20 protein-coding genes are annotated in these 20575 nt (G+C 72.9%); 13 read left to right on the top strand and 7 right to left on the bottom strand.

Annotation, left to right across the window (positions count from 1 at the left end; genetic code table 11):
* Positions 1-179 precede the first annotated feature (179 nt).
* The 3 genes from J2S58_RS02175 to J2S58_RS02165 are packed head-to-tail and all read left to right on the top strand — an operon-like array spanning position 180 to position 3171.
* A complete protein-coding gene (locus J2S58_RS02175; protein WP_306826246.1) occupies positions 180-1265 on the top strand; it encodes a PfkB family carbohydrate kinase in 1086 nt (361 codons plus the stop codon).
* Positions 1262-2299: an ABC transporter permease gene (locus J2S58_RS02170; RefSeq protein ID WP_205255370.1), complete on the top strand. Its 1038-nt coding sequence runs from the start codon at positions 1262-1264 to the stop codon at positions 2297-2299. Before J2S58_RS02175 ends, J2S58_RS02170 begins: the two co-directional genes overlap by 4 nt.
* 2 nt (positions 2300-2301) lie before the next feature.
* Complete coding sequence (locus J2S58_RS02165) at positions 2302-3171, top strand: ATP-binding cassette domain-containing protein (RefSeq protein WP_205255369.1); 870 nt, start codon at positions 2302-2304, stop codon at positions 3169-3171.
* Between the two features lie 183 nt (positions 3172-3354).
* Here J2S58_RS02165 and J2S58_RS02160 read toward each other — a convergent pair whose 3' ends face one another.
* Positions 3355-4455, bottom strand: coding sequence for a LacI family DNA-binding transcriptional regulator (locus J2S58_RS02160; protein WP_205255368.1), 1101 nt, complete (start codon positions 4453-4455; stop codon positions 3355-3357).
* Positions 4456-4506: 51 nt separating this feature from the next.
* Here J2S58_RS02160 and J2S58_RS02155 point away from each other — a divergent pair, with 51 nt between their 5' ends.
* Positions 4507-5175 carry a nucleoside/nucleotide kinase family protein gene (locus J2S58_RS02155; RefSeq protein WP_205255367.1) on the top strand — a complete coding sequence of 223 codons (669 nt, stop codon included), beginning with the start codon at positions 4507-4509 and terminating at the stop codon, positions 5173-5175.
* 95 nt (positions 5176-5270) lie between these two features.
* On the opposite strand, the gene J2S58_RS02150 is transcribed toward J2S58_RS02155, so the two are convergent.
* Positions 5271-7229: an ABC transporter ATP-binding protein gene (locus J2S58_RS02150; protein ID WP_205255366.1), complete on the bottom strand. Its 1959-nt coding sequence runs from the start codon at positions 7227-7229 to the stop codon at positions 5271-5273.
* A 209-nt stretch (positions 7230-7438) separates the two neighbouring features.
* Between J2S58_RS02150 and J2S58_RS02145 the strand changes: the two genes are divergently transcribed.
* The 5 genes from J2S58_RS02145 (at position 7439) to J2S58_RS02125 (ending at position 10528) form a co-directional block, all read left to right on the top strand.
* Positions 7439-8002 carry a MarR family winged helix-turn-helix transcriptional regulator gene (locus J2S58_RS02145; RefSeq protein WP_306826240.1) on the top strand — a complete coding sequence of 188 codons (564 nt, stop codon included), beginning with the start codon at positions 7439-7441 and terminating at the stop codon, positions 8000-8002.
* Between the two features lie 47 nt (positions 8003-8049).
* Positions 8050-8391 (top strand): HNH endonuclease, encoded by a 342-nt coding sequence (locus J2S58_RS02140; RefSeq protein ID WP_205255365.1) that lies wholly within the window; start codon positions 8050-8052, stop codon positions 8389-8391.
* Positions 8392-8555: 164 nt separating this feature from the next.
* Positions 8556-8705, top strand: a complete 150-nt coding sequence (locus J2S58_RS02135; RefSeq protein WP_205255364.1) for a hypothetical protein — start codon at positions 8556-8558, stop codon at positions 8703-8705.
* 105 nt (positions 8706-8810) lie between these two features.
* On the top strand, positions 8811-9587 hold the full coding sequence (locus J2S58_RS02130) for an SDR family oxidoreductase (RefSeq protein ID WP_205255363.1): 777 nt from the start codon (positions 8811-8813) through the stop codon (positions 9585-9587).
* Positions 9584-10528, top strand: coding sequence for an alpha/beta fold hydrolase (locus J2S58_RS02125; protein WP_205255362.1), 945 nt, complete (start codon positions 9584-9586; stop codon positions 10526-10528). The genes J2S58_RS02130 and J2S58_RS02125 overlap by 4 nt, the downstream gene beginning before the upstream one ends.
* A gap of 36 nt (positions 10529-10564) precedes the next feature.
* Here the strand turns inward: J2S58_RS02125 and J2S58_RS02120 are convergent, their stop codons facing one another.
* Positions 10565-11530 carry a diacylglycerol/lipid kinase family protein gene (locus J2S58_RS02120; protein WP_240188380.1) on the bottom strand — a complete coding sequence of 322 codons (966 nt, stop codon included), beginning with the start codon at positions 11528-11530 and terminating at the stop codon, positions 10565-10567.
* Positions 11531-11761: 231 nt separating this feature from the next.
* Positions 11762-11965 (bottom strand): cold-shock protein, encoded by a 204-nt coding sequence (locus J2S58_RS02115; RefSeq protein ID WP_205255360.1) that lies wholly within the window; start codon positions 11963-11965, stop codon positions 11762-11764.
* Between the two features lie 343 nt (positions 11966-12308).
* Between J2S58_RS02115 and J2S58_RS02110 the strand changes: the two genes are divergently transcribed.
* Positions 12309-13256, top strand: a complete 948-nt coding sequence (locus J2S58_RS02110) for a DNA/RNA non-specific endonuclease (RefSeq protein WP_205255359.1) — start codon at positions 12309-12311, stop codon at positions 13254-13256.
* 20 nt (positions 13257-13276) lie between these two features.
* Here J2S58_RS02110 and J2S58_RS02105 read toward each other — a convergent pair whose 3' ends face one another.
* Positions 13277-13753, bottom strand: coding sequence for an Lrp/AsnC family transcriptional regulator (locus J2S58_RS02105; RefSeq protein WP_205255358.1), 477 nt, complete (start codon positions 13751-13753; stop codon positions 13277-13279).
* 137 nt (positions 13754-13890) lie between these two features.
* Between J2S58_RS02105 and J2S58_RS02100 the strand changes: the two genes are divergently transcribed.
* The 3 genes from J2S58_RS02100 (at position 13891) to malQ (ending at position 18000) form a co-directional block, all read left to right on the top strand.
* Positions 13891-15120 (top strand): histidinol-phosphate transaminase, encoded by a 1230-nt coding sequence (locus J2S58_RS02100; protein WP_205255427.1) that lies wholly within the window; start codon positions 13891-13893, stop codon positions 15118-15120.
* A complete protein-coding gene (locus J2S58_RS02095) occupies positions 15117-15758 on the top strand; it encodes a YitT family protein (protein ID WP_205255357.1) in 642 nt (213 codons plus the stop codon). The genes J2S58_RS02100 and J2S58_RS02095 overlap by 4 nt, the downstream gene beginning before the upstream one ends.
* 100 nt (positions 15759-15858) lie before the next feature.
* A complete protein-coding gene (gene malQ / locus J2S58_RS02090; RefSeq protein ID WP_306826231.1) occupies positions 15859-18000 on the top strand; it encodes a 4-alpha-glucanotransferase in 2142 nt (713 codons plus the stop codon).
* A 7-nt stretch (positions 18001-18007) separates the two neighbouring features.
* Here the strand turns inward: malQ and J2S58_RS02085 are convergent, their stop codons facing one another.
* Together J2S58_RS02085 and J2S58_RS02080 are read right to left on the bottom strand one after the other, a co-directional pair.
* Positions 18008-19552 carry an MFS transporter gene (locus tag J2S58_RS02085; RefSeq protein ID WP_205255356.1) on the bottom strand — a complete coding sequence of 515 codons (1545 nt, stop codon included), beginning with the start codon at positions 19550-19552 and terminating at the stop codon, positions 18008-18010.
* Positions 19549-20373, bottom strand: coding sequence for an LppX_LprAFG lipoprotein (locus J2S58_RS02080; protein ID WP_205255355.1), 825 nt, complete (start codon positions 20371-20373; stop codon positions 19549-19551). Before J2S58_RS02080 ends, J2S58_RS02085 begins: the two co-directional genes overlap by 4 nt.
* Positions 20374-20575: the final 202 nt, after the last annotated feature.

The raw sequence follows: 20575 nt of genomic DNA, 5'->3' as shown, positions 1-20575 counted from the left end.
CCGACCTTGGCAACATCGTGCGCAAGCCTTTGCGGCCGGCCGGAGACTGTGCGCAAATCCTTGCGCAGCGCCTTTCCCGGTGGCTATGGTTCGCGGACCGGTTCCGGAACCCGACGCAGCCGTCGGTGGGGCGAGCCGCACGGTCGCGGAGGGTCCTGACGTGTGCAGTGGGGTGGAACGTGCCTGAACGCACCGCATCCCACCGCCCGGACAGTTCCGTCGCCGCCGCCCGACCCGTCGGCGTGTTCGTCGGACTGGCCACGCTCGACGTCATCCACTACCTGCCCGTCGCGCCCGGTGCGAACGAGAAGGTCACCGCGACCGACTCCTCCATCGCCGCCGGTGGTCCGGCCGCCAACGCCGCCGTCACCTTCGCCGGGCTCGGCGGGGACGCCGTCCTGATCACCGCGATCGGTCGACACCCGGTCGGGGACCTCATCCGGGCCGACCTCGACCGGTACGGCGTCCGGGTCGTCGACCTGTCCGCCGAGGTGGACAGCGAACCCGCCCTGTCCGCCATCACCGTCAGCGGCAACGGCGATCGGAGCGTCGTCAGCATGGACGCCACCGGGTTCGACCTCGCCGAGATCCCGGACCTGGCCCCGTGGATCGGGCCGGCGGACATCCTGTTGATCGACGGGCACCACCCCGCGCTGGCCGACGTGGCCGCCCGCACCGCGAACCGCCTCGGTGTACCGGTGGTCATCGACGCCGGTCGCTGGAAGCCGCAGATGGCCACTCTCGTCCCCCAGGCCGGCACGGTGATCTGCTCCGGCGACTTCCGCGTGCCCGGTTCGCACGACGTGCGGGAGAGCGCCGCGCGCCTGGTCGCCGACGGAAACCGGATCGTGATCACCACTCAGGGCGCGGAGGCGGTCCTGTGGTGGGAGGGTGGGCGGCACGGGGAGATCGTTCCCCCGCGGATCGCGGCGGTGGACACGCTCGGTGCGGGGGACGTCTTCCACGGTGCCTACTGCTTCTTCGCCACCCAGGAGGACACATGCCTCACCGATCGACTCGGAGGGGCGGCGTCGGTGGCCGCGGTGCGGTGCGCGCGGCGCGGCGCCCGGGCCTGGTTGTCCGACCTCCCCCACCGCTCTCCCCGTCCCTCCCCCGGGACCGCCTCACCACCGGACCACCCTGATCCCATTCCACGGCCCCATCTCGACGACGCCGGTCGTCCCGACAAGCGTGAACCCGCACCAGCTCCCCGCCCACCCAGTGCCACCATCGCTGCGGTACTGCCCCAGAGGACGATGCCATGACCGACACCCCCACCCACGCGCCGGCGAATGCCGCTGAACAGTTCGCTCTTCGCCGGCAATCGCCCGGTCAGCGCATCCAGAGCGTGCTGCACGCCCACCCCTCGATCAGCCCGTTCCTGGTGCTGGTCATCTCGTTCATCATCTTCACGATCATCAACCCGCGGTTCGCCAGCGGCGGCACGATCTCGCTGATCCTGCAGCAGGTCGCGGTCATCGCCGCCCTGGCCATCGGCCAGACGCTGATCATCCTGACCGCCGGCATCGACCTGTCGGTCGGCGCCATCACCATCCTGGCCATGCTGCTGTCGGCCAACCTGGCCGCCACCGGGGGCGTCCCCGGCTTCCTGGCCATCCTCATCGGCATCGCCGTCGGCGGCGCCGCAGGCGCGCTGAACGGCATCCTGGTGACCCGGCTCCGGCTCCCACCGTTCATCGTCACGCTGGGCACGTTGAGCATCTTCACCGCCATCGCCCTGCTGTACTCCGGTGGCCAGAGCGTGCAGGCCCGCGCGATGCCCGACATCATGAACTGGACCGGCAAGGTCATCCCGATCTTCGGCACCTTCTCCATCACCACCGGCGTCGTGCTGGTCATCATCCTGGCCGCGGTGATGGCGTTCGTGCTGTCCCAGACCTCCTGGGGCCGGCACGTCTACTCCGTCGGCAACGACGCCGAGGCCTCCCGCCTGGTCGGCATCCGCGTCGACCGCGTCCTGCTCAGCGTCTACATCGTCGCCGGCGTCATCTTCGGCATCACCGCGTGGATCGCGATCGGTCGGGCCGGCACCGCCAGCCCCAACGCATTCGTCGACGCCAACCTGGAGAGCATCACCGCCGTCGTCATCGGCGGCACCAGCCTCTTCGGTGGCCGCGGCACCATCATCGGCACCATCCTCGGCGCGCTGATCGTCGGCGCCTTCCGGTTCGGGCTCTCCCTGGCCGGCGTGGACGACCAGTACCGCGTGCTCGCCGTCGGCATCCTCATCATCATCGCCGTCGCCCTCGACCAGTGGATCCGGAAAGTGAAGGCCTGACCATGAGCACTCCCCTCACCAGCACCGAGAAGAACCCGGGCGCCCAGAAGGGACTCGGCAAGCCGAACTACGACGCCGCTCCCGTGCTCTCCGCCCGGGGTCTGGTCAAGACCTTCGGCCGCGTCGTCGGTCTCGACGGCGTCGACCTGGACCTGTACCCCGGCGAGGTGCTCGCGATCATCGGCGACAACGGCGCCGGCAAGTCGACCCTCATCAAGGCCCTCACCGGCGCCGTCATCCCCGACGCCGGCGAGATCCAGTTGGACGGCGAGCACGTCGCGTTCAAGTCCCCCCAGGAAGCCCGGCACGCGGGCATCGAGACCGTCTACCAGACGCTCGCGGTGGCCCCGGCGCTGGACATCGCCAGCAACCTGTTCCTCGGTCGGGAGACCCTGCGGCCGGGCCCGCTCGGCAGCATCTTCCGCATGATGGACAAGAAGGGCATGAACAAGGCGGCCGGCAAGTCGATGTCCGATCTGGGCATCGGCACCATCCAGAACATGTCGCAGTCCGTGGAGACCCTCTCCGGCGGGCAGCGCCAGGCGGTCGCGGTGGCCCGGGCGGCCACCTTCGCCACCAAGTTCGTGGTGCTCGACGAGCCGACCGCGGCCCTCGGCGTCAAGGAGACCGGGCAGGTGCTCAACCTGATCCGCTCCATCAAGGCCCGTGGTCTGCCGGTCATCCTGATCAGCCACAACATGCCCAACGTGTTCGAGGTGGCCGACCGCATCCACATCGCCCGCCTGGGCGGCCGCGCGGGCGTCATCACCCCGCAGTCGCACACCCCCACCGAGGCGGTCGCCATCATGACGGGCGCCACCCCGATGGACCCGGCCCGTGCCTGCACCTGGGGCTCGTACCACGACAAGTGAGATGCCACAGGTGGTTCGGCCGCGTTGAGCGACGGCCGAACCACCTGTGCCACCCGGGAGAACGCCCGGTCCGCCCTGCATCGGGGGTCGGGCCGGGCGTTCTGCTGTCGTCGGGCCCGAGCGGCGGGCAGGGGCAGGATCCCGGGACATCCTGCGTCGCGCCGGGTCGGGCCCCGACGAAGGTCAGGCAGCGCCGGTGGAACTGGGCAGGGCGTCGGCGATGGCCCGGGGGACGTCGGTGGGGACGACAGCGACGATCGAGTCCCGGTGGCAGCCGCAGGAGTCGCGGTGCACGAAGGTCGGCCGGAGCACGACACGGCGGGCCGGCAGACTCCGGTCCCGCAGCCGGGACATCACCATCGACACCGCCTGCTGGCCCATGGCCTGCACCGGTTGCGCCACCACCGTCAACCGGGGGTGGAACAGATCGGCCCACTCGAAGTCGTCGAACGAGACGACCGCGAGATCCCCCGGCACGTCGACCCCGGCCCGGCCCGCCCCGCGGATCACGCCGATGGTCATCTGGTTGTTGCCGACCAGGACGGCCGTGGGCGGTTCGGGCAGGGCGAGCAGCTCCCGGATGACGATCTCGGCGCGTGCACCGTCGGACTCGCCGCTGACGACCAGCTCGGGATCGACCCGGAGGCGGTGGCGGCGCATGCCGAGCCGGAACCCGGCGATGCGTTCCTCGGTGGTGCTCAGGCCGGCCAGCCCGCTGATCATGGCGATGCGCCGGTGCCCCGACCCGGCGAGGTGATCGACCAGCTCCGCGGTGGGAACCACGCTCTCCGAGGCGATCTGGTCGACATCGGCGTCCAGGAAACGGTCGATGAGGAGCACGGGGATGTCCGCCTGGCGGGCCACCTCCAGCGCGGCCGACGGATCGGCCGACGGAGCCAGCACGACGGCCTCCACCTTGCGCGCCACCAGCTCCGTCACGGCGCGCAACTCCTCCGCGGCGTCGTCGTGGGTCTCGGCGAGCAGCAGGGAGAAGCCGGCCCCGGACACGGCCTGCTCGATGGAACTGACCAGTTCGGTGAAGTAGGGGTTGGACAGGACGGACATGGCCAGGCCGATGGTCTGCGACCCGGCCGAGCGCATGGACCGGGATGCGTTGTCCGGGACGTATCCTCGGTCCGCGATCGCCGCGAGGACAGCCCGCTCGGTGTCGATCGCCACCGGCCGTGTCTTGTTGACCACGTGTGACACCGTTGTCACCGATACCCCGGCCGCCCGGGCGATGTCGGCCATCGACGCCGTCCGGCGGGGTCTGCTTCCGCCCATCCCGGCATTCTAGACGTTGCGCAAACTGTTGCGAGGAAAGGATCCATCCCGATGACCGGTCCGGAGTCCAGGCCCACCACCCCGCCCGATCCCGCCGTCGTCGAGGTGGGCGGCATCGATCTCGCCGCGCTCACCCGGCGCATCGCCGGCCTGCTCGAGGATCGGGACCGGGTGATCATCGGGGTGACCGGTACGCCGGGCGCCGGGAAGTCGACCCTGTCCACGATGCTGGCCGGGGTGTTGACCGAATCGATGGTCGTGGTGCCGTTCGACGGGTTCCACCTGGCCAACATCGTGCTGGAGGCCAACGGCACCCGGGGCCGCAAGGGCGCCATCGACACCTTCGACCTGGGTGGTTTCCGGGCGCTGATCCGTCGACTGCGGGCCAACGACGAACCGGTCGTCTACGCCCCGACCTTCCTGCGGGAGATCGAGGAACCCATCGCCTCGGCGGTCGCCGTGCCGCAGGACGTCCGCATCGTCCTCACCGAGGGCAACTACCTCCTCGAGGAGGAGGCCGCCCTGGACGGGCTGCTGGACGAGGTCTGGTTCCTGGAGGTCGACGACAAGGTCCGCCTGCAGCGACTGGTCGATCGGCACGTCGCCTTCGGGAAGTCCCCCGAGGACGCGCTGGCCTGGGCGACGGGCACCGACGAGGTCAACGCCGAGCGCATCCGCCGCAGTCGTCCCCGCGCCGATCTGGTCGTCCGCATCGGCTGACCGTCGGCCACGCCTGGCCGGACGGACGGCCGGGGAGCACACCACCGCCCGGCCCGGCGCACGGCCGGGTCGGGCGGGATCCTGCAGCGCAGCGGTCAGCGGGCCAGGGCGGCGTACCGGCCGCCGGCCGCGACCAGCTCGTCGTGGCTCCCGGACTCGACGACGCGACCGTGGTCCAGCACGGCGATCCGATCCGCGTCGCGGACGGTGGACAGCCGGTGGGCGATGGTGATGGTGGTGCGTCCGCGGGCCAGGTCGTCGAACGCCTGCTGCACGGCGCGCTCGGTCTCCGTGTCCAGCGCACTCGTCGCCTCGTCGAGGACGAGGACCCGGGGATCGCGCAGCAGCGTGCGGGCGATCGCGATCCGCTGCTTCTCACCGCCGGAGAACCGGTGCCCGCGGGAGCCGACCATGGTGTCGTACCCGTCGGGCAGGGACGCGATGAGGTCGTGGATGCGGGCCGAGCGGGCCGCCTGTTCGATCTGCTCGTCGGTGGCGTCGGGCCGGGCGTAGCGCAGGTTCTCCCGGACGCTGGTGTGCATCAGATAGGTCTCCTGGCTCACCACGCCGACGACCGCGGCCAGGTCGGCCAGGGCCATGTCCCGCAGGTCGACCCCGTCCAGGGTGATCCGCCCACCGGTCGGGTCCTGCAACCGGGCCAGCAGGGCCGCCAGCGTGCTCTTGCCCGAACCGGTCTCACCGACCAGGGCCAGCGTGGTGCCGGCCGGGACGTCCAGGCTGACGCCGGCCACCGCGGCCGTCCCGCTGCCCTCGTAGGCGAAGGTGACGTCCTCCAGGCGGATGTGTCCGCGCACCCCGCCGAGGTCCAGCGCGGCCGGGTGCTCGGGTTCGGCGATCTCCACCGGGAGGTCCAGGTACTCGAAGATGCGGGCGAACAGGGCCAGCGAACTGGTCAGCGAGACGCCCACGTTGAGCAGCCCCATCAGCGGGCGGAACAGCCCGGCCTGCAGGGCGGTGAAGGCGACCAGGGTGCCGATGGACATCCCGCCGGAGGTGGCCGGCAGCCCGGCCCCGAGGTAGATCACCGCGGGGATCGCCGCGAAGAGCACGCTCATGGTGGCCATCCGCCACCGGCCGGCCAGCTCCGAGCGGAGCTCCAGGTCGATCAGTCGGCGGGAGGAGTCGGAGAACCGTTGCGCCAGAGCCGGTCCGGTGGCCATGGTCTTGCTCAGCTGCACCCCGCCGATGGACAGCCCCTCGTCGATGGTCACCGTGAGGTCGGCCAGCTCGCGCTGTCGGCGGGCGGTGATCTCCCGGCGCATCCGACCGACCGTGCGAGTGAGCGCGATGGCGGGCGGCATGACGACGAGCGAGATGAGGGACAGCCGCCAGCTCAGGGCGGCCATGGCCACGGCGGTCGCGACCGAGGTGGTCAGGTTGGAGGCCACCGAGGTGGCCGTGGAGGTGACCACCGACTGCATGCCGCCGATGTCGTTCGTGATGCGGGACTGCACCTCGCCGGTCCGGGTGCGGGTGAAGAAGGCCATCGACTGCCGCTGCAGGTGGGTGAACACTCCGGAGCGCAACGTGTGCATGACGCGCTGGCCGACGGTGGTGCTGATCCAGGTCTGCAGCACACCCAGCACGGCGGTGACGGCCGCGACCCCGAGCATGCCGGCCACCAGCCACACGAGCAGTCCGACATCGCGGTCGGGCAGGGCCTCGTCGATGACGGCACGCAGCAGGAACGGGGACGCCATCGCGACGACCGACGAGATGACGATGATGACCAGGACGGTGATCAGCGGCCACCGGTGATCGGTGAACAGGCCGGCGATGCGTCGCCAGGACACCGACCGGGCCTGCGCGCGTTCCTCGGCGCTGACCCGGCCGCCACCCCGTCCGCCTCGGCCGGAGGCTCCGGGCTCGTCCGGGAGGTCGGTCGGCACACCCGCGCCGACGGGCACGGGCCGACCGGACGGGCCGACGATCGGCGGGTCAATCGACGGGGAGCCGACCGGTGCGCTGCCCGGCAGGTCGGTGGAACGGGACGGGGACGAGCCGGGGCGGCTCGGGGAGTGGATGAACACCATGGGTCCTCCAGGAGGAAGGGGGCGGGCTCACCGGAACGGGAGCCTCGGCCCTGGAACGGGTGTGAGGGACGGGGCGGAGACAGGAGGGGATCGACGGCGGCGATGGTGCCGCTCTCGAGGACGGAACAGCGATCCGATCCGGGCCGACCCAACAACCTGAGGTTACCTCATCATGAGGCTGCAACACAACATGCGGCTAGGATGTTCCCGTGCTCCCCACTCCATCGTCCGCGCAGCCCGCGCCGGCGGCACCGCCCGCCGTGTCCGGGGCATCCGCACCGACGGCACCCACCCCTCCGGTCGCGCCGGCGGCTCCGGCCGCGCAGGACCCTGCCCGTACGGTCGCGCCGGGACACGATCACCGGCACGCAGGCGAGTCCCTGCCGGATGCGTTCTGGTCCGTCGCCCGTCGCCTGCGTGAGACCTTCCGGGAGACGACCGCACCCTGGGAGATCACCCCGGCCCAGGCCCGGGCACTGGTGGTGCTCCTGCGCCGGGGAAGCATCCGGCTCAGCGATCTGTCGGCCGATCTGCGCATCGCCCCGCGCTCGGCCACCGAGGTCGTCGACGCCCTGGCCGACCGCGGACTGGTGGCCCGCGGGCCCGACCCGACCGACCGCCGGGCCGTTCTCGTCACGGTGACCCCGGCCGGTCACGCCGCCGGGGCGGCCATCGGCGAGGCCCGGGCAGCGGAGGCCGACCGGTTCTTCGCCGCCCTGCCCGAGGCGGACCGGCTCGAACTCCACCGCCTGCTCCGGGCGTTGCTGCCCTGACCGGCCCGCCCACCGGACTCGGCGACGGGCGACCGCGCCGTGACCGGATGGATCTGATCCTGCTCCGCGACGGGGACCGGTGCTGCTGGTGCGCAACACCGTTCGGACGACTGACCCGGCCGACCACCGACCACCTGGTGCCGCGGGTCAAGGGCGGCCCCTCCTGGTTGGAGAACGAGGTCGCCGCCTGCCCCCGGTGCAACGGGCAGCGGGGCCACCGGTCGCCGACCGACTGGGCGACGCAGTGCGAACAACTGGGTCGCACCCCCGACCGGGACGCCCTGGCCCGCCAGCTGCACGCCCTGCTGGAGGCCATCGACCGGCGCGGCGGGCAACGCCGGGCCCGTCAGTACGCCCTGGCCCAACTCCGGCGGATCACCCGGGGCTGAGCACCGTCGACGCCGCACAGCGGGGTGCCAGGACGTTCCCATCCCGCTGGCAGCCCTTGCCCCGATGTCTCGCCCACGCTGTTCCGTCCGCTCCCATCGGCCGCGAGTCCACTGATGACAGACGCGGGGCACAGCGCCCCGCCCCGTCCCGGACGGAGTCCGTCATGGCCGAGTACGCCGTGGTTCTCGTGGTGGGTTTCCTGGTCGTGCTGTGCGGGTTCGCCGCTTTGCTGGCCCGCCCCCGGCGATCGGCTGCGGCGCACCGCGGCGACGACGACCGATCGTTCCTCCCGGCGACCGGAGCGGCCTCCTGACGACCGGAGCGACCGGAGGGGTCCGGCGTTCTCCGGCCCGTCCGCGCCGACGGGAGGGACCGGCGGTAGGTTGCCAGCCGTGACCCCCGCAGGCCCCCGATCGTGATGACCGACGCGGTCGCCGCCGCCTCCCCCATCGCCCCGCGCCGACCGCGCCGGGTCCTGGTCACCGGCGGCGCGAGCGGGATCGGTCGGGCCTGCGCCGAGGCCCTCGCCGCCCTCGGCGACCAGGTCACGGTGGCCGACCTCGACGCCGCGGCCGCCACCGACGTGGCCGAGCAGATCGGCGGCCGGGCATGGGTGGTCGATCTGGCCCACACCGCCGCCCTGGACGACCTCTCCTTGGACGTCGACGTGCTGGTCAACTGCGCCGGACTGCAGAGGGTGGCGCCGGTGCACGAGTTCTCCCCCGCCGACTTCCGGCTCCTGCACGCCGTCATGCTCGAAGCGCCGTTCCTGCTCATCCGCGCCTGCCTGCCCGGCATGTACGAGCGGGGATGGGGTCGCATCGTCAACCTGTCCTCCGTGCACGGACTCGTCGCCTCGGAGTTCAAGGTCGGATACGTGGCGGCCAAGCACGGTCTCGAGGGGCTGAGCAAGGCCGTCGCCCTGGAGGGCGGGCCGCACGGCGTCACCAGCAACTGCGTCAACCCCGGTTACGTCCGCACCCCGTTGGTCACCCGGCAGATCGCCGACCAGGCCCGCCTGCACGGGATCGACGAGGACCGGGTGATCACGGACGTCCTGTTGGCCGAGTCCGCGAACAAGCGCCTGGTGGAGCCGGGTGAGGTCGCGGGGCTGGTGGTGTTCCTGGTCGGCGAGCACAGCGGCATGATCAACGGGGCCTCCTACGCGATGGACGGCGGGTGGACGGCTCGATGACGGCGGGAGCGGGCGACATGCAGCAGGTGCGGCAGGTCCGGGAGATCGACGTACCGGTGCGGGGCGGGCCGCTCCGGGTCGGCATCTGGGAACCGACCGGAGCCCACCGGACCGACCCGGGCGGCGCGGACAGCGGGAGCGGTGTCACCACGGTGCTGGCCATCCACGGCATCACCTCCTCGCACCGGGCCTTCCTGGCGCTGGCTCGTGCCGTACCCGACATCCGGCTCGTGGCACCGGATCTCCGCGGGCGGGCCGGGTCGGCCGACCTGCCGGGGCCGTGGGGACTGGGCACCCACGCGGAGGACGTCGCCGTGGTGCTCGAGCGGTGCACCGCCGGGCCGGTCGTCGTCGTCGGACATTCCATGGGCGCGTTCGTCGCGGTCCTCCTGGCCCACGCCCGCCCCGATCTCGTGCGCTCCCTGGTGCTGGTCGACGGCGGGGTCCCCTTCCCACTGCCGGACGGTGTGGACGCGCAGCAGCAGATGCTGTCCACGTTGGGACCGGCGGCCGATCGGCTCTCGCAGACCTTCCCGGACCGGGAGAGCTACCGGGCCTTCTGGCGGGCCCATCCCGCGCTGGGCACGCACTTCTCCCCCGACATCAGCGATTTCGCCGACCACGACCTGGTCGGCGAACCACCCGAGATGCATCCGAGCACCCGGCGCGAGGCGATGCTGGCCGACGGCGTCGAGCTCTTCGGCGAGGGCCCGGTGGCCGCGGCGTGGCGCGCCGGACTGCCCCCGGTCCGGTTCCTGTGGGCACCCCGCGGCCTGACCGACCAACCGCCCGGGCTGTATCCGCGCGCGACGATCGACGCCGCCGCCGACCGGGCGGGGTTCACCGTGCGGGAGACCCCGGACAACCACTACACGGTGCTGATGACCGACGACGGGGCGGGCCGGGTCGCTGCCGCGGTCCGCGAGGCCCTGGCCGGGTGACCGCGACCTCGCGTCACGGACACGGGCACCGAGACCTCAGGCGCGCTGGGCCATGTCGGGCGTGCGGTCCGGCTGCGGCACGCACAGCCACAACGCACCGGGCCGCACCCGGACGTCGAGCACCCGGCCGGGCTCGATGACGTCGCCGTCCATCTCGCGGGGTTCGGACCGTTCGCTGGTGACCACGATGTGGCGCCCGCGGAGCACCTCCATGTTCGGCACCCGCTTCCGTCGGCGGAGCACGCCCCAGGCCAACGCCACCCAGTGGGCGAGGTTCCGCGGGGCGAGGATCGCCACCTCCAGCTGACCGTTGTCGGGTTCGGCGTCGGGCAGCAGGCGGACCCCGCCCTGCAGACGCCCGACGTTGCCCACGAGGACGGACCGCGCGGACCGGCGCATCGGGGCGTCGTCGTCGATGCGGATCTCCACCTGCATCGACCGGTCGCGCAGATGCTTCAGGGCGCTGACCACGTACGCGGGCGAGCCGATCACGGACTTGAGCTTGGTGGACGCGGAATCGAGAAGCTGTGCGTCGAAACCCATCCCGGCCATGACGGCGAAGACCTGACCGTCGACCTCCCCGACGTCCATCCGACGGCGGCCCCGCTCCACGGCCAGCCGGACGCCCTCGGCGGGGTCGTCGGGCAGGGACAGATTGGCGGCCAACAGGTTTCCGGTACCGGCGGGGAGAACGGCCAGGGCCGCATCGCTTCCCGCCAGGCCCTCGACGCACGAGCGGACGGTGCCGTCGCCTCCGCAGGCGAAGACGACGTCGTACCCGTCCGCGACGGCCTGACGCGCCTGGCCGGCGCCGGGATCGGACTCGGTGGTCTCCACCCAGTGCGCCGCGGGCCAGCCGGCGGCCGCCAGCTCGGCGTCGACCACCGCCCGTCGTTCGTCGATGTCGGTGACCCGCACCGGGTTGACGATGACGGTGCAGCGCAGCGGACCGGACTCCCGTCGCTGGCGATCGCCGGGACTGACGGTGTCGTGCTGGGTCATGGCTGCTCTCACGGGAGGAAGGGTGCGCGGATCGATCGGGCCGGTACCGACAGGTGGACACGAACCCGGTGGCGGATCGGGCAGGTGGGACGACGCCGACCCGGCATCGTGCCCCGGACAGACATCAGGCCCAGCAGGGCGAGCCTGCTGGGCCTGACTGACAGCTTTGCCATCGGCACGGGGCCGGTGGACAGCGATCATGTTCCGCCGAGGCGGAAGGGGATCACCAGATCAGATGACGGTGACGCCGGTGGCCTGGGGGCCCTTGGCGCCCTGGGTCACCTCGTACGAGACCTGCTGGTTCTCGTCGAGCGAGCGGTACCCGCCGGACTGGATCTCCGAGTAGTGGACGAAGACGTCGGGCCCACCCTGCGCGGGGGTGATGAAGCCGAAGCCCTTTTCAGCGTTGAACCACTTGACGGTTCCCTGGGCCATGTGTATCTCCTACTGGTCTTGCTGAACATCGTGAAGCGGACGCATCGCGACGGGCTAGTCGACGATGGAACGTCAAACACAAGGTCCTTCGGACCAAGCCAACTCTGGCGAATCGAGATCGTGCGGGGTATTCGCCCCGTCGTTCCTCGCGTCACGCAGAATCGCTAACCACGTACAGCATGCCACGGATGTCGGCGTGACACCAGAACCGGCCCCTCGAGGCTTGATTCACTCTCCGACCACCCGGCGGGGCCGACCGGCTCGGCCCCGCCCACGCCGGTGTCGTTCCGTCCGCCGCGTCCGGTCTCGGGCCGGTGTCGGCCCTGCTGGCTACGGTGCGCCCATGACCTCTGCCCCTCCCCCGGCCCCGCAGGACCCCGCCGCGATCCCGGCCGCGGCCGGGTCGGGATACGACCCGGCCTTCCTCGGGGTCCCCGTCCCGCTGCCTGCCGCCGCCGGCCGGCCGACCAGAGTGCTGCCGTCCACGCACTTCTCGGTGGTGATGGACCTGCAGCGACGGCTGGCCGCGGTCACCGCCGTCAACATCGACGGCGCCGCCCTGCGCGACTTGGACCGGGCCGGCATCGACTGGGAGCTCGATCCCCGTCTGCCGGCCGACCAGCAGGCCGGGCCGGAGCTGTACCGCGACAACGACCTGGACCGCGGCCACCTGGTCCGCCGCCGTGACCCGGTGTGGGGCGGGGCCGCCGAGGCGGCCCGGGCGAACGCCGAGACGTTCCGGTACACCAATGCCGCCCCGCAGGCCGCGGACTTCAACCAGGGCAAGGAACTGTGGCTGGGGCTGGAGGACCAGCTGCTGGGCACGGCCGAATCGGGTGGACGGCGGTTGTCGGTGTTCACCGGGCCGGTCCTGGCCCCGGCGGACCCGCTGTACCGGGGGATCCGCATCCCGCTGCGCTTCTTCAAGGTCGCGGTCGTGGCGGTCGACACGGTGGACGGGGCGGACACAGTGGACACGGCGGACACGGTGGCGCCGAGCCCGGGGGTGACGGTGGCCGGTCTCGCGTCGGCGGGCTATCTGCTGGACCAGAGCGAGCTGGTCGACCTGGCCGAACCCGGCAGCGTGCGCTCGCGAGCGGACGGCCCGCCGCTCGGGGCCTACCGCACCTTCCAGGTCCCGGTGGCCGACATCGCCGCCCTCACCGGTCTCGATTTCGGCGCGCTGTCCGAGGTCGACGTCCTGGCCCCGGTGGGCGCCGGGGTGCGGGAGGTGGACCCGAGCCGCTGGGTGCCACTGACCGGGCCGCAGGACGTGATCCTGCCCGGTTGAGCCCCCGGCGTCCGGCCGGATCAGCCGTCGGGGCGGGCGGCCCGGTCGAGCAGGGCGGTCAGGCGCAGCGGCATGGTCTCCACCAGGCTGACCGTGGTGTTCGTCCTGGTCACCCCGCGCACGCCGAGCATCCCGGTGGTGATGCGCAGCAGGTCGGCGGTGTCCCGGGCGACCACCTTGACCAGCAGATCGGCCTCGCCCGTCGTGGAGTGGATCTCCACCACCTCGGGGATGCCGCGCAGGCCGGCGACGGAGAACGAACCGTCGGACTGGCTCAGTGCGATGGAGACGAACGCGACCAGGGGGTAGCCGAGGGCGGCCGGATCGACCCGGAGACTGGACCCCCGCAACGCGCCGGTCTCGGTCATCCGCCGGAGGCGGGCGTGCACGGTGTTGCGCGCGATGCCCAACGACCGGGACAGCGACAACGCGGTGGCGTCCGGGTCGACCTCCAGCGCCAGCAGCAACCGGGCATCCAGGGCATCCAACCTCGTCACTTGAGCAGAATGACACGCACGAACCAATTTTGGTGCTCTTCTGCGCAGTCAGTTGCGGGGGTGTTGCGCAGCAGGCTCATCTCGCCGACGGTGGAGGGATGACCGCGACCCCGCCCCCGGCCTCGTCCGGCCCCATGATGACCTCCCCCGCCACCTCTCCCCCCGCCACCACCGCGGGGCTCACCGAGCCGGGCCTGCGCGCCCCCGTGCTGCGTGCGGCGGTGCGGGCGTTGCCCGCGTACGTCGCCGGACGTCGGGCAGCCACCCCGGGCACCGCCGCCCTGGCCGCCAACGAAAGCCACCACGCACCCCTGCCGTCGGTGCTCCGTGCGGTGCGCGACGCGGCGGGGGCACTGAACCGGTACCCGGACCCGGCCTGCGTGGACCTGCGCGAGGCGCTCGCCGGCCACCTGTCCGTCGGTGCCGACGAGATCGCGGTGGGCCCCGGGTCGGTCGGTGTCCTGCAGCAGATCCTGACCACGGTGTGCGACCACGGTGACGAGGTCGTCTTCGCGTGGCGGTCGTTCGAGGCGTACCCGATCCTCACCGGGATCGCCGGCGCGACGGGTGTCCGGGTGCCGCTGCGGGCCGACGAGTCGCACGACCTGGCGGCCATGGCCGCGGCCGTCACCGACCGCACACGCGTCATCGTGCTGTGCTCCCCGAACAATCCGACCGGTACCCCGATCCCGGCCGCGGACCTCGACGCGTTCCTGGCCCGGGTGCCCACCCGGGTGCTGGTGGTGCTGGACGAGGCGTACGTCGAGTTCGTCCCGCCGGCCGGCACCTCCGACGTGGCGGACGTCGCCGAGCCGGTGGATGCCCTGGCCGTCTACCGCGCGCACCGGAATGTCTGCGTGCTGCGGACGTTCTCCAAGGCGCACGGCCTGGCGGGCCTGCGGGTGGGCTACGCGGTGGCCCGACCGACCCTGGCCGCAGGGCTGCGCAGCACCGCGCTGCCGTTCGGGGTCAGCGCCCTGGCCCAACGGGCGGCGATCGCCTCGCTGGCCGCCGCCGACGAGATGGCCGTCCGGGTCGCCGATCTCGACCGTGAGCGCACCCGGGTGGTCGCCGTCCTGCGGGCCGCCGGGTGGGCCGTCCCGGAGACCCACGCCAACTTCGTCTTCCTGCGGCTGTCCGACCCGGACCGGCTCCGGGTCACCCGGGGTTTCGACGATGCGGAGATCCTGGTCCGCGGCTACCCCGGTGACGGGGTCCGGATCACCCTGGGCGCGCCGGCCGACAACGACCGGGTGGTCGCCGTCCTCACCCACCCGGCCGTGCTCCGGTCGCACCACCCCACCGACCCCGAACCCACCGCCGCCGCCGCACCGACCGGCACCGCACTCGCCGGGTCCGCCCGATGAGCGCGTCGACCGATCGCCCGGTCCGGCCCGTTCCCGCCCGCTCCCCCCTGCACCACTCCGTGCTGGACGACACGCTGGGCCTGCTGACCGGCACCGTGCTCGCCGCGCTCGGCCTGTTCCTGCTCACCGCCAGCCATGCCGTCACCGGGGGGACCGCCGGGGTGGCCCTGCTCGTCAGCTACGCCACGCCGCTGCCGTTCGGGGCGCTGTTCTTCCTGGTCAACCTGCCGTTCTTCGTGCTCGCCGTCCGGGCCAAGGGGTGGGCCTTCACGGTGCGCTCGGCGGTGTGCGTGGCGGCGGTGTCCGTGCTGTCGGCCCTGCTGCCGTCGGTCATCGGGCTGGAGCACCTGAACCCGGTGGTGGGCGTCCTGCTGGGCAACCTGCTGGTCGGGGTGGCGCTGCTCGTCCTGTTCCGGCACCACACCAGCCTGGGCGGCTTCGGCATCCTGGCCCTGGTCGTGCAGGAGCGGACGGGGTGGCGCGCCGGGTACGTGCAGATGGCACTGGACGTGGTGGTGGTGCTCACCGCCCTGGCCGTGGTCCCCCCGGGGAACGTGCTGATCTCCGCGGCCGGCGCGATCGTGCTCAACCTGGTCCTGGCCCTGAACCACCGGCCCGGTCGCTACCAGGATCGCTGACCCGACGCACCCTGCCGCACCGTGGGACGGGTCGGTTACCGTTCGCTCCGTCCGGTCGGCGGACGGGCCGGAGCACCGGCCGGGACGGACGGAGATCGGTGTGAGCGAACTGGATCCCGCGGTGCGCGCCCTGGCGCAGGCCCACGGCATCGCCACGGAGTTCTGGGACTGGCGGGGGCAGCACACCGAGGTCGCGCACGACACCGTCACCGCTGTGCTGGCCGCCCTGGACGTGCCGGCCGGATCGGAGCAGGAGGCGCAGGATTCGCTGGCCGCCCTCCACCGTGCGCACTGGACCCGCACCCTGCCCGCCTTCCTGGTCGGCCGGCAGGGGCACTCGGTGACCTGCTGGGTGCACGTCACCCACGGGGACGCGGTGGACATCCGGGTCGATCTCGAGGACGGCGGCCGCCGTGACGACCTGGTGCAGCTCGAGAACTGGACCCCACCGGAGCATGTGGACGGCCGGGACATCGGCGAGGCCAGCTTCGCCCTGCCCGCCGACCTGCCCCTGGGGTACCACACCGTGCGCGTGTGGTCGGGTGGACAGGAGGCCAGCACGACCGTCGTCATCACCCCCGCGTTCCTCGGCTTCCCCGCCCGTACCGGCGACCGGCGGACCTGGGGTGTGGCCACGCAGCTGTACAGCGTGCGGTCGGCCCAGTCCTGGGGTGTCGGCGACCTGACCGATCTCACCGACCTCGCCGTCTGGGCCGGCTCCGGCCACGGGGCGGGGTACGTGCTGGTTAACCCCCTGCACGCCGCGGAGCCGGTCGCCCCGATGGAACCCTCGCCCTACCTCCCGACCACCCGGCGCTTCGCCAACCCGCTGTACCTGCGGGTCGAGCGCATCCCGGAGTTCGCCGACCTCGCGTCCGGCGACCGCGACGCCGTCCTCGCCCTGCGCACCGACGTGCACACCCGGCTGGACGATCTCGACCGGATCGACCGGGACACCGCATGGACGGCCAAGTCGGCGGCGCTGCGCATCGTGCACGCCGCCGGCCGGACCCCCGGCCGGGACATCGCCTACGCGGCCTTCCAGCACCGGGAGGGCCCGGGGCTGCAGAGCTTCGCCCTGTGGTGCGCGCTGGCCACGGTGCACGGGCCGGACTGGGCGCACTGGCCCGCCGGGCTCCGGCACCCGGGCTCCCCGGAGGTGGCGGCGTTCGCCGGCGAGCACGCCGACGAGGTGGACTTCCAGCGGTGGCTGCAGTGGTGCCTGGACGAACAGCTCGGCGCCGCGCAGGCCGCCGCGGTCGACGCGGGGATGACGCTGGGCATCGTGCACGACCTGGCCGTCGGGGTGCACCCACGCGGTGCCGACGCCTGGAGCCTGCAGGACAGCTACGCCGCCGGGGTCAGCGTCGGCGCCCCGCCGGACGCCTTCAACCAGGCCGGGCAGGACTGGGCACAACCGCCGTGGCGGCCGGACCGGCTGGCCGAGCTCGGGTACGCGCCGTTCCGGGAACTGGTCGCCACCGTGCTGCGCCACGCCGGCGGGGTCCGCGTCGACCACATCATCGGGTTGTTCCGGCTGTGGTGGATCCCGGCCGGGCACGAGCCCACCCAGGGCACCTACGTCCGGTACGACCACGAGGCGATGATCGGCATCCTGGCCCTGGAGGCCCATCGGGCGGGCGCCCTGGTGGTCGGCGAGGACCTGGGCACGGTCGAGCCGTGGGTCCGTGACTTCCTCCGCGAACGCGGCATTCTCGGCACGTCCATCCTGTGGTTCGAGTTCGAGTACGGCGCCGGACCGGACGGCGGCGACCGGCCGCTGCGTCCCGAGTGGTGGCGGGAGTACTGCCTGGCCTCGGTGACCACCCACGACCTGCCGCCCACCGCCGGGTACCTGGCCGGGGAGCACGTCCGGCTGCGGCACCGGCTCGGCCTGCTCACCCGCACGCTGGAGGACGAACTGGCCGCGGACGGCGCCGAGCGGGAGGCGTGGTTGCAGACCCTGCGCGAGCGCGGCGCCGTCCCCGCCGACGGCGAGGTGAGCGTCGAGGACCTGGTGATCGGTCTGCACCGCTACCTGACCTGGACGCCGTCCCGTCTGCTCTGCGTCTCGCTGACCGACGCGGTGGGCGACCCCCGGACGCAGAACCAGCCGGGGACGATCGACGAGTACCCGAACTGGCGGGTGCCGTTGTCCGGCCCGGACGGCACACCGATCGGCCTCGAGGACGTGCTGACGAGCCGCCGGGCTGCCCGGCTCTTCGACACCGTGCGCGGGTGACCCCGGATCACCCGACAGGATCGGCCGACGCCCGGTCGGGGCGCTCGGCGTGCACCCGCCCGGGGAGCAGCAGCGCAGCGGCCGCCCCGAGCAGGCAGATGCCCGCGGTGATCCAGAAGATCTCCCGGTACTCGGTGAGCAGTGCGGCGGACAACGCGTCCTGGTAGGCGGCCAGTTCGCGGGTGAACTCGTCCTCGGTGATGCCGATCGGCAGCGGGGTGTCCAGATCCGCGGTCAGCTCGCGGAACCGGTGCAGCCCCCATGCGGTCAACGCCGCCACCCCGACGAGCATCCCGGTCATCCGGGCGACCACGACGGCGGCCGAGGCGATGCCGTGCCGGCCGGCGGGCACCACCTGCAACACCGCATTGGCCACCGGGGCGATCACCAGACCCAGCCCGAGTCCGGCCAGGGCCAGATCGACCGGCACGGCGGGGATCCCGAGATGCCGGGCGGACAGCGCGTCGACCGGCCAACCGGCGATCAGCAGATAGGCCCCGGCGGCCAGGATCAGCCCGGCAACGGTGACGCCCCGGTTGCCGAACCGCGCGGACCACGACCCGCCGGCCAGGGCGCCGACGGGCAGCGCGACCAGGAACGGCAGCAGCATGCGCGCCGCCGCCCCCGACTCCGTGCCCAGGAGCGTGTGGGCGACGAGCTCGACGTCCACCAGGGTGACCATCAACGCCGCGCCGGCGGCGAGGCTGACGCCCAGGCACGCCAGGAACGGCCGCATCGCCACCCCGGCCGGGTCGAGCAGCATCACCGTGGACCGGCGCTCCCACCACACGAAGACGAGCCCGGCGACCACGGCCGCGGCCAGCACCGGCAGCCCCCAGCGCGGCAGCACGGCGTTCTCCGGGTCCGGGTTGTACAGCCCCACGACGACCAGGCCGAGCGCCAGGGCCAGCAACGCGCCGCCGACCACGTCCACCCGGGCGGTGGCCGCCCCGGGCGGTCGCCCGCCGGCCACCGTCCGCTGCACGACCACCATCGCCACCGCGGTGAGGGGCAGGTTGACCCAGAACACCCAGCGCCAGCTCTCCGCCTCCAGACCGCGGGTGACCGACCAGGCCTGGGCCAGGGCGGCCACGCCGACGCCGTAGAGCGTGCCCAGCACACTGCCCAACTCCTGCGCGCCGCCCACCGCCCCGAGCACCCGGGACCGGCCGCGGTCCCAGAGATCGGCGACCAGGGCGAGGGTCACCGGGAGCAGGGCCCCGCCGGCCGCACCCTGCACCACCCGGCCGGCGACCAGGACCGGGACGTCACCGGCCAGTGCGGTGACCACCGAGCCGGCCGCGAACGCCAGCAGGCACGCCTGCAGGACGGCGCGGCGGCCGAAGCGGTCCGACAGCTGCCCCAGCAGCGGCATGCCGGCCACGTACCCGAGCAGATATCCGGTGATCACCGGGGTGGCCTGCTCCAGCCGGTTGGCCGGGATGCCGAGATCGCGGACCATGTCCACCAGCAGCCCGACGACCACGTAGGCGTCCAGCGCGCCGACCAGCACGGCCAACCCGGCCGCGCCGACGGCCCACCGTCGGTTCACGACGGCGGGGTGATCGAGACGGCCTGGTCGAAGTCGGCGAAGGTCAGGCCGACCGAGGCGGCCTGGCCGTCCGCGCCGTCCAGGTCGAAGCGCAGATCGGTGACCCGGGAGGTGGCCGCGTCGACCGTGACGGTGGCGGCCACGTCGGAGGTGATCCCGGGGGCCAGACCCACGGCCACGGCCTGCGGTACTCCCCCGGTCAGCTGGTAGCCGCCGTCGGACCGGCCGGCCACGGTCGGGTCGGACATCGACTCGACGACCTTCACCACCCCCCGGTCCGGGTCCAGGATGGCGGTCGGGTCGTACACGGCGTCGGCGAAGGCGCCGGCCAGCTTGGTGTATCCGCCGGTCGGGCCCTTCAGGTAGAGATCGCCCGCGGTGACCACGAACTCGACCTCGAGGAGCTGCCCGAACTGCAACGCGGTGGCGGTGCCCTGGGCGTCGCCCTCCGCGGTGAGCACCCCGTCGGCCTTGGTGATGGTGAGTTCCGGCAACTGCCCGGTCACCGCGATGGCGAACGAGGCACTGGTGACCGCGCGCATCGCCGTCGCGGACCGCGCCACCAGGTCCGGGCCGCCGGGCAGGTCGACCACGGGCGGGTCGGCCGAACACCCGGCCAGCAGCAGCACCCCGGCCACGGCGGTGACCAGGGTCCGCCGGCGCCACCGGCCGCGGGCCTGGACCCGCGCTGCGGTGGCAGGGCGGGCGCCGATGTCGTGCGCGGCTCCGTCGTCCTCGTCGGTGACGTCGTCCGCGGTGGCGACGAGCGCCGGGTCGACCGGCGCCGTCGTGCCCGGCGCCGTCGCGGTCGGTGTGCTCACGGATCGCCCCATCGTCGACGGGCGGGCCCCCCGCACGTCCCCACCCGACGCAGCGGCGCCGACGTCGCGATCCTCCCCCGCCCGGCGTCCCCCATCAACACCGACCCGCCCGCCCGGGCCGGTTCCACCTGTTCGGGGCGGTCGGGGCGCCCGACGGCACGTCGGCCCACCCCCCGTACGCGGTATAGGTTCGGTGCCTGGT

Origin of the sequence: Nakamurella flavida (assembly GCF_030811475.1) — a bacterium.
GTDB classification, from domain to species: domain Bacteria; phylum Actinomycetota; class Actinomycetes; order Mycobacteriales; family Nakamurellaceae; genus Nakamurella; species Nakamurella flavida.
The sequence above is the reverse complement of the archived record's forward strand: the minus strand, read 5'-3'. Positions and strand labels throughout refer to the sequence as shown.

Excerpts from the sequence above, each read along its gene's own strand:
- J2S58_RS02165 (WP_205255369.1), top strand. The coding sequence starts at position 2,302 with ATGAGCACTCCCCTCACCAGCACCGAGAAGAACCCGGGCGCCCAGAAG.
- J2S58_RS02110 (WP_205255359.1), top strand. The coding sequence starts at position 12,309 with ATGACCTCTGCCCCTCCCCCGGCCCCGCAGGACCCCGCCGCGATCCCG.
- J2S58_RS02115 (WP_205255360.1), bottom strand. The coding sequence starts at position 11,965 with ATGGCCCAGGGAACCGTCAAGTGGTTCAACGCTGAAAAGGGCTTCGGC.
- J2S58_RS02120 (WP_240188380.1), bottom strand. The coding sequence starts at position 11,530 with ATGACCCAGCACGACACCGTCAGTCCCGGCGATCGCCAGCGACGGGAG.
- J2S58_RS02150 (WP_205255366.1), bottom strand. The coding sequence starts at position 7,229 with ATGGTGTTCATCCACTCCCCGAGCCGCCCCGGCTCGTCCCCGTCCCGT.
- J2S58_RS02140 (WP_205255365.1), top strand. The coding sequence starts at position 8,050 with ATGGATCTGATCCTGCTCCGCGACGGGGACCGGTGCTGCTGGTGCGCA.
- J2S58_RS02095 (WP_205255357.1), top strand. The coding sequence starts at position 15,117 with ATGAGCGCGTCGACCGATCGCCCGGTCCGGCCCGTTCCCGCCCGCTCC.
- J2S58_RS02100 (WP_205255427.1), top strand. The coding sequence starts at position 13,891 with ATGACCTCCCCCGCCACCTCTCCCCCCGCCACCACCGCGGGGCTCACC.
- J2S58_RS02125 (WP_205255362.1), top strand. The coding sequence starts at position 9,584 with ATGACGGCGGGAGCGGGCGACATGCAGCAGGTGCGGCAGGTCCGGGAG.
- J2S58_RS02170 (WP_205255370.1), top strand. The coding sequence starts at position 1,262 with ATGACCGACACCCCCACCCACGCGCCGGCGAATGCCGCTGAACAGTTC.
- J2S58_RS02130 (WP_205255363.1), top strand. The coding sequence starts at position 8,811 with ATGACCGACGCGGTCGCCGCCGCCTCCCCCATCGCCCCGCGCCGACCG.
- J2S58_RS02155 (WP_205255367.1), top strand. The coding sequence starts at position 4,507 with ATGACCGGTCCGGAGTCCAGGCCCACCACCCCGCCCGATCCCGCCGTC.
- J2S58_RS02135 (WP_205255364.1), top strand. The coding sequence starts at position 8,556 with ATGGCCGAGTACGCCGTGGTTCTCGTGGTGGGTTTCCTGGTCGTGCTG.
- J2S58_RS02160 (WP_205255368.1), bottom strand. The coding sequence starts at position 4,455 with ATGGGCGGAAGCAGACCCCGCCGGACGGCGTCGATGGCCGACATCGCC.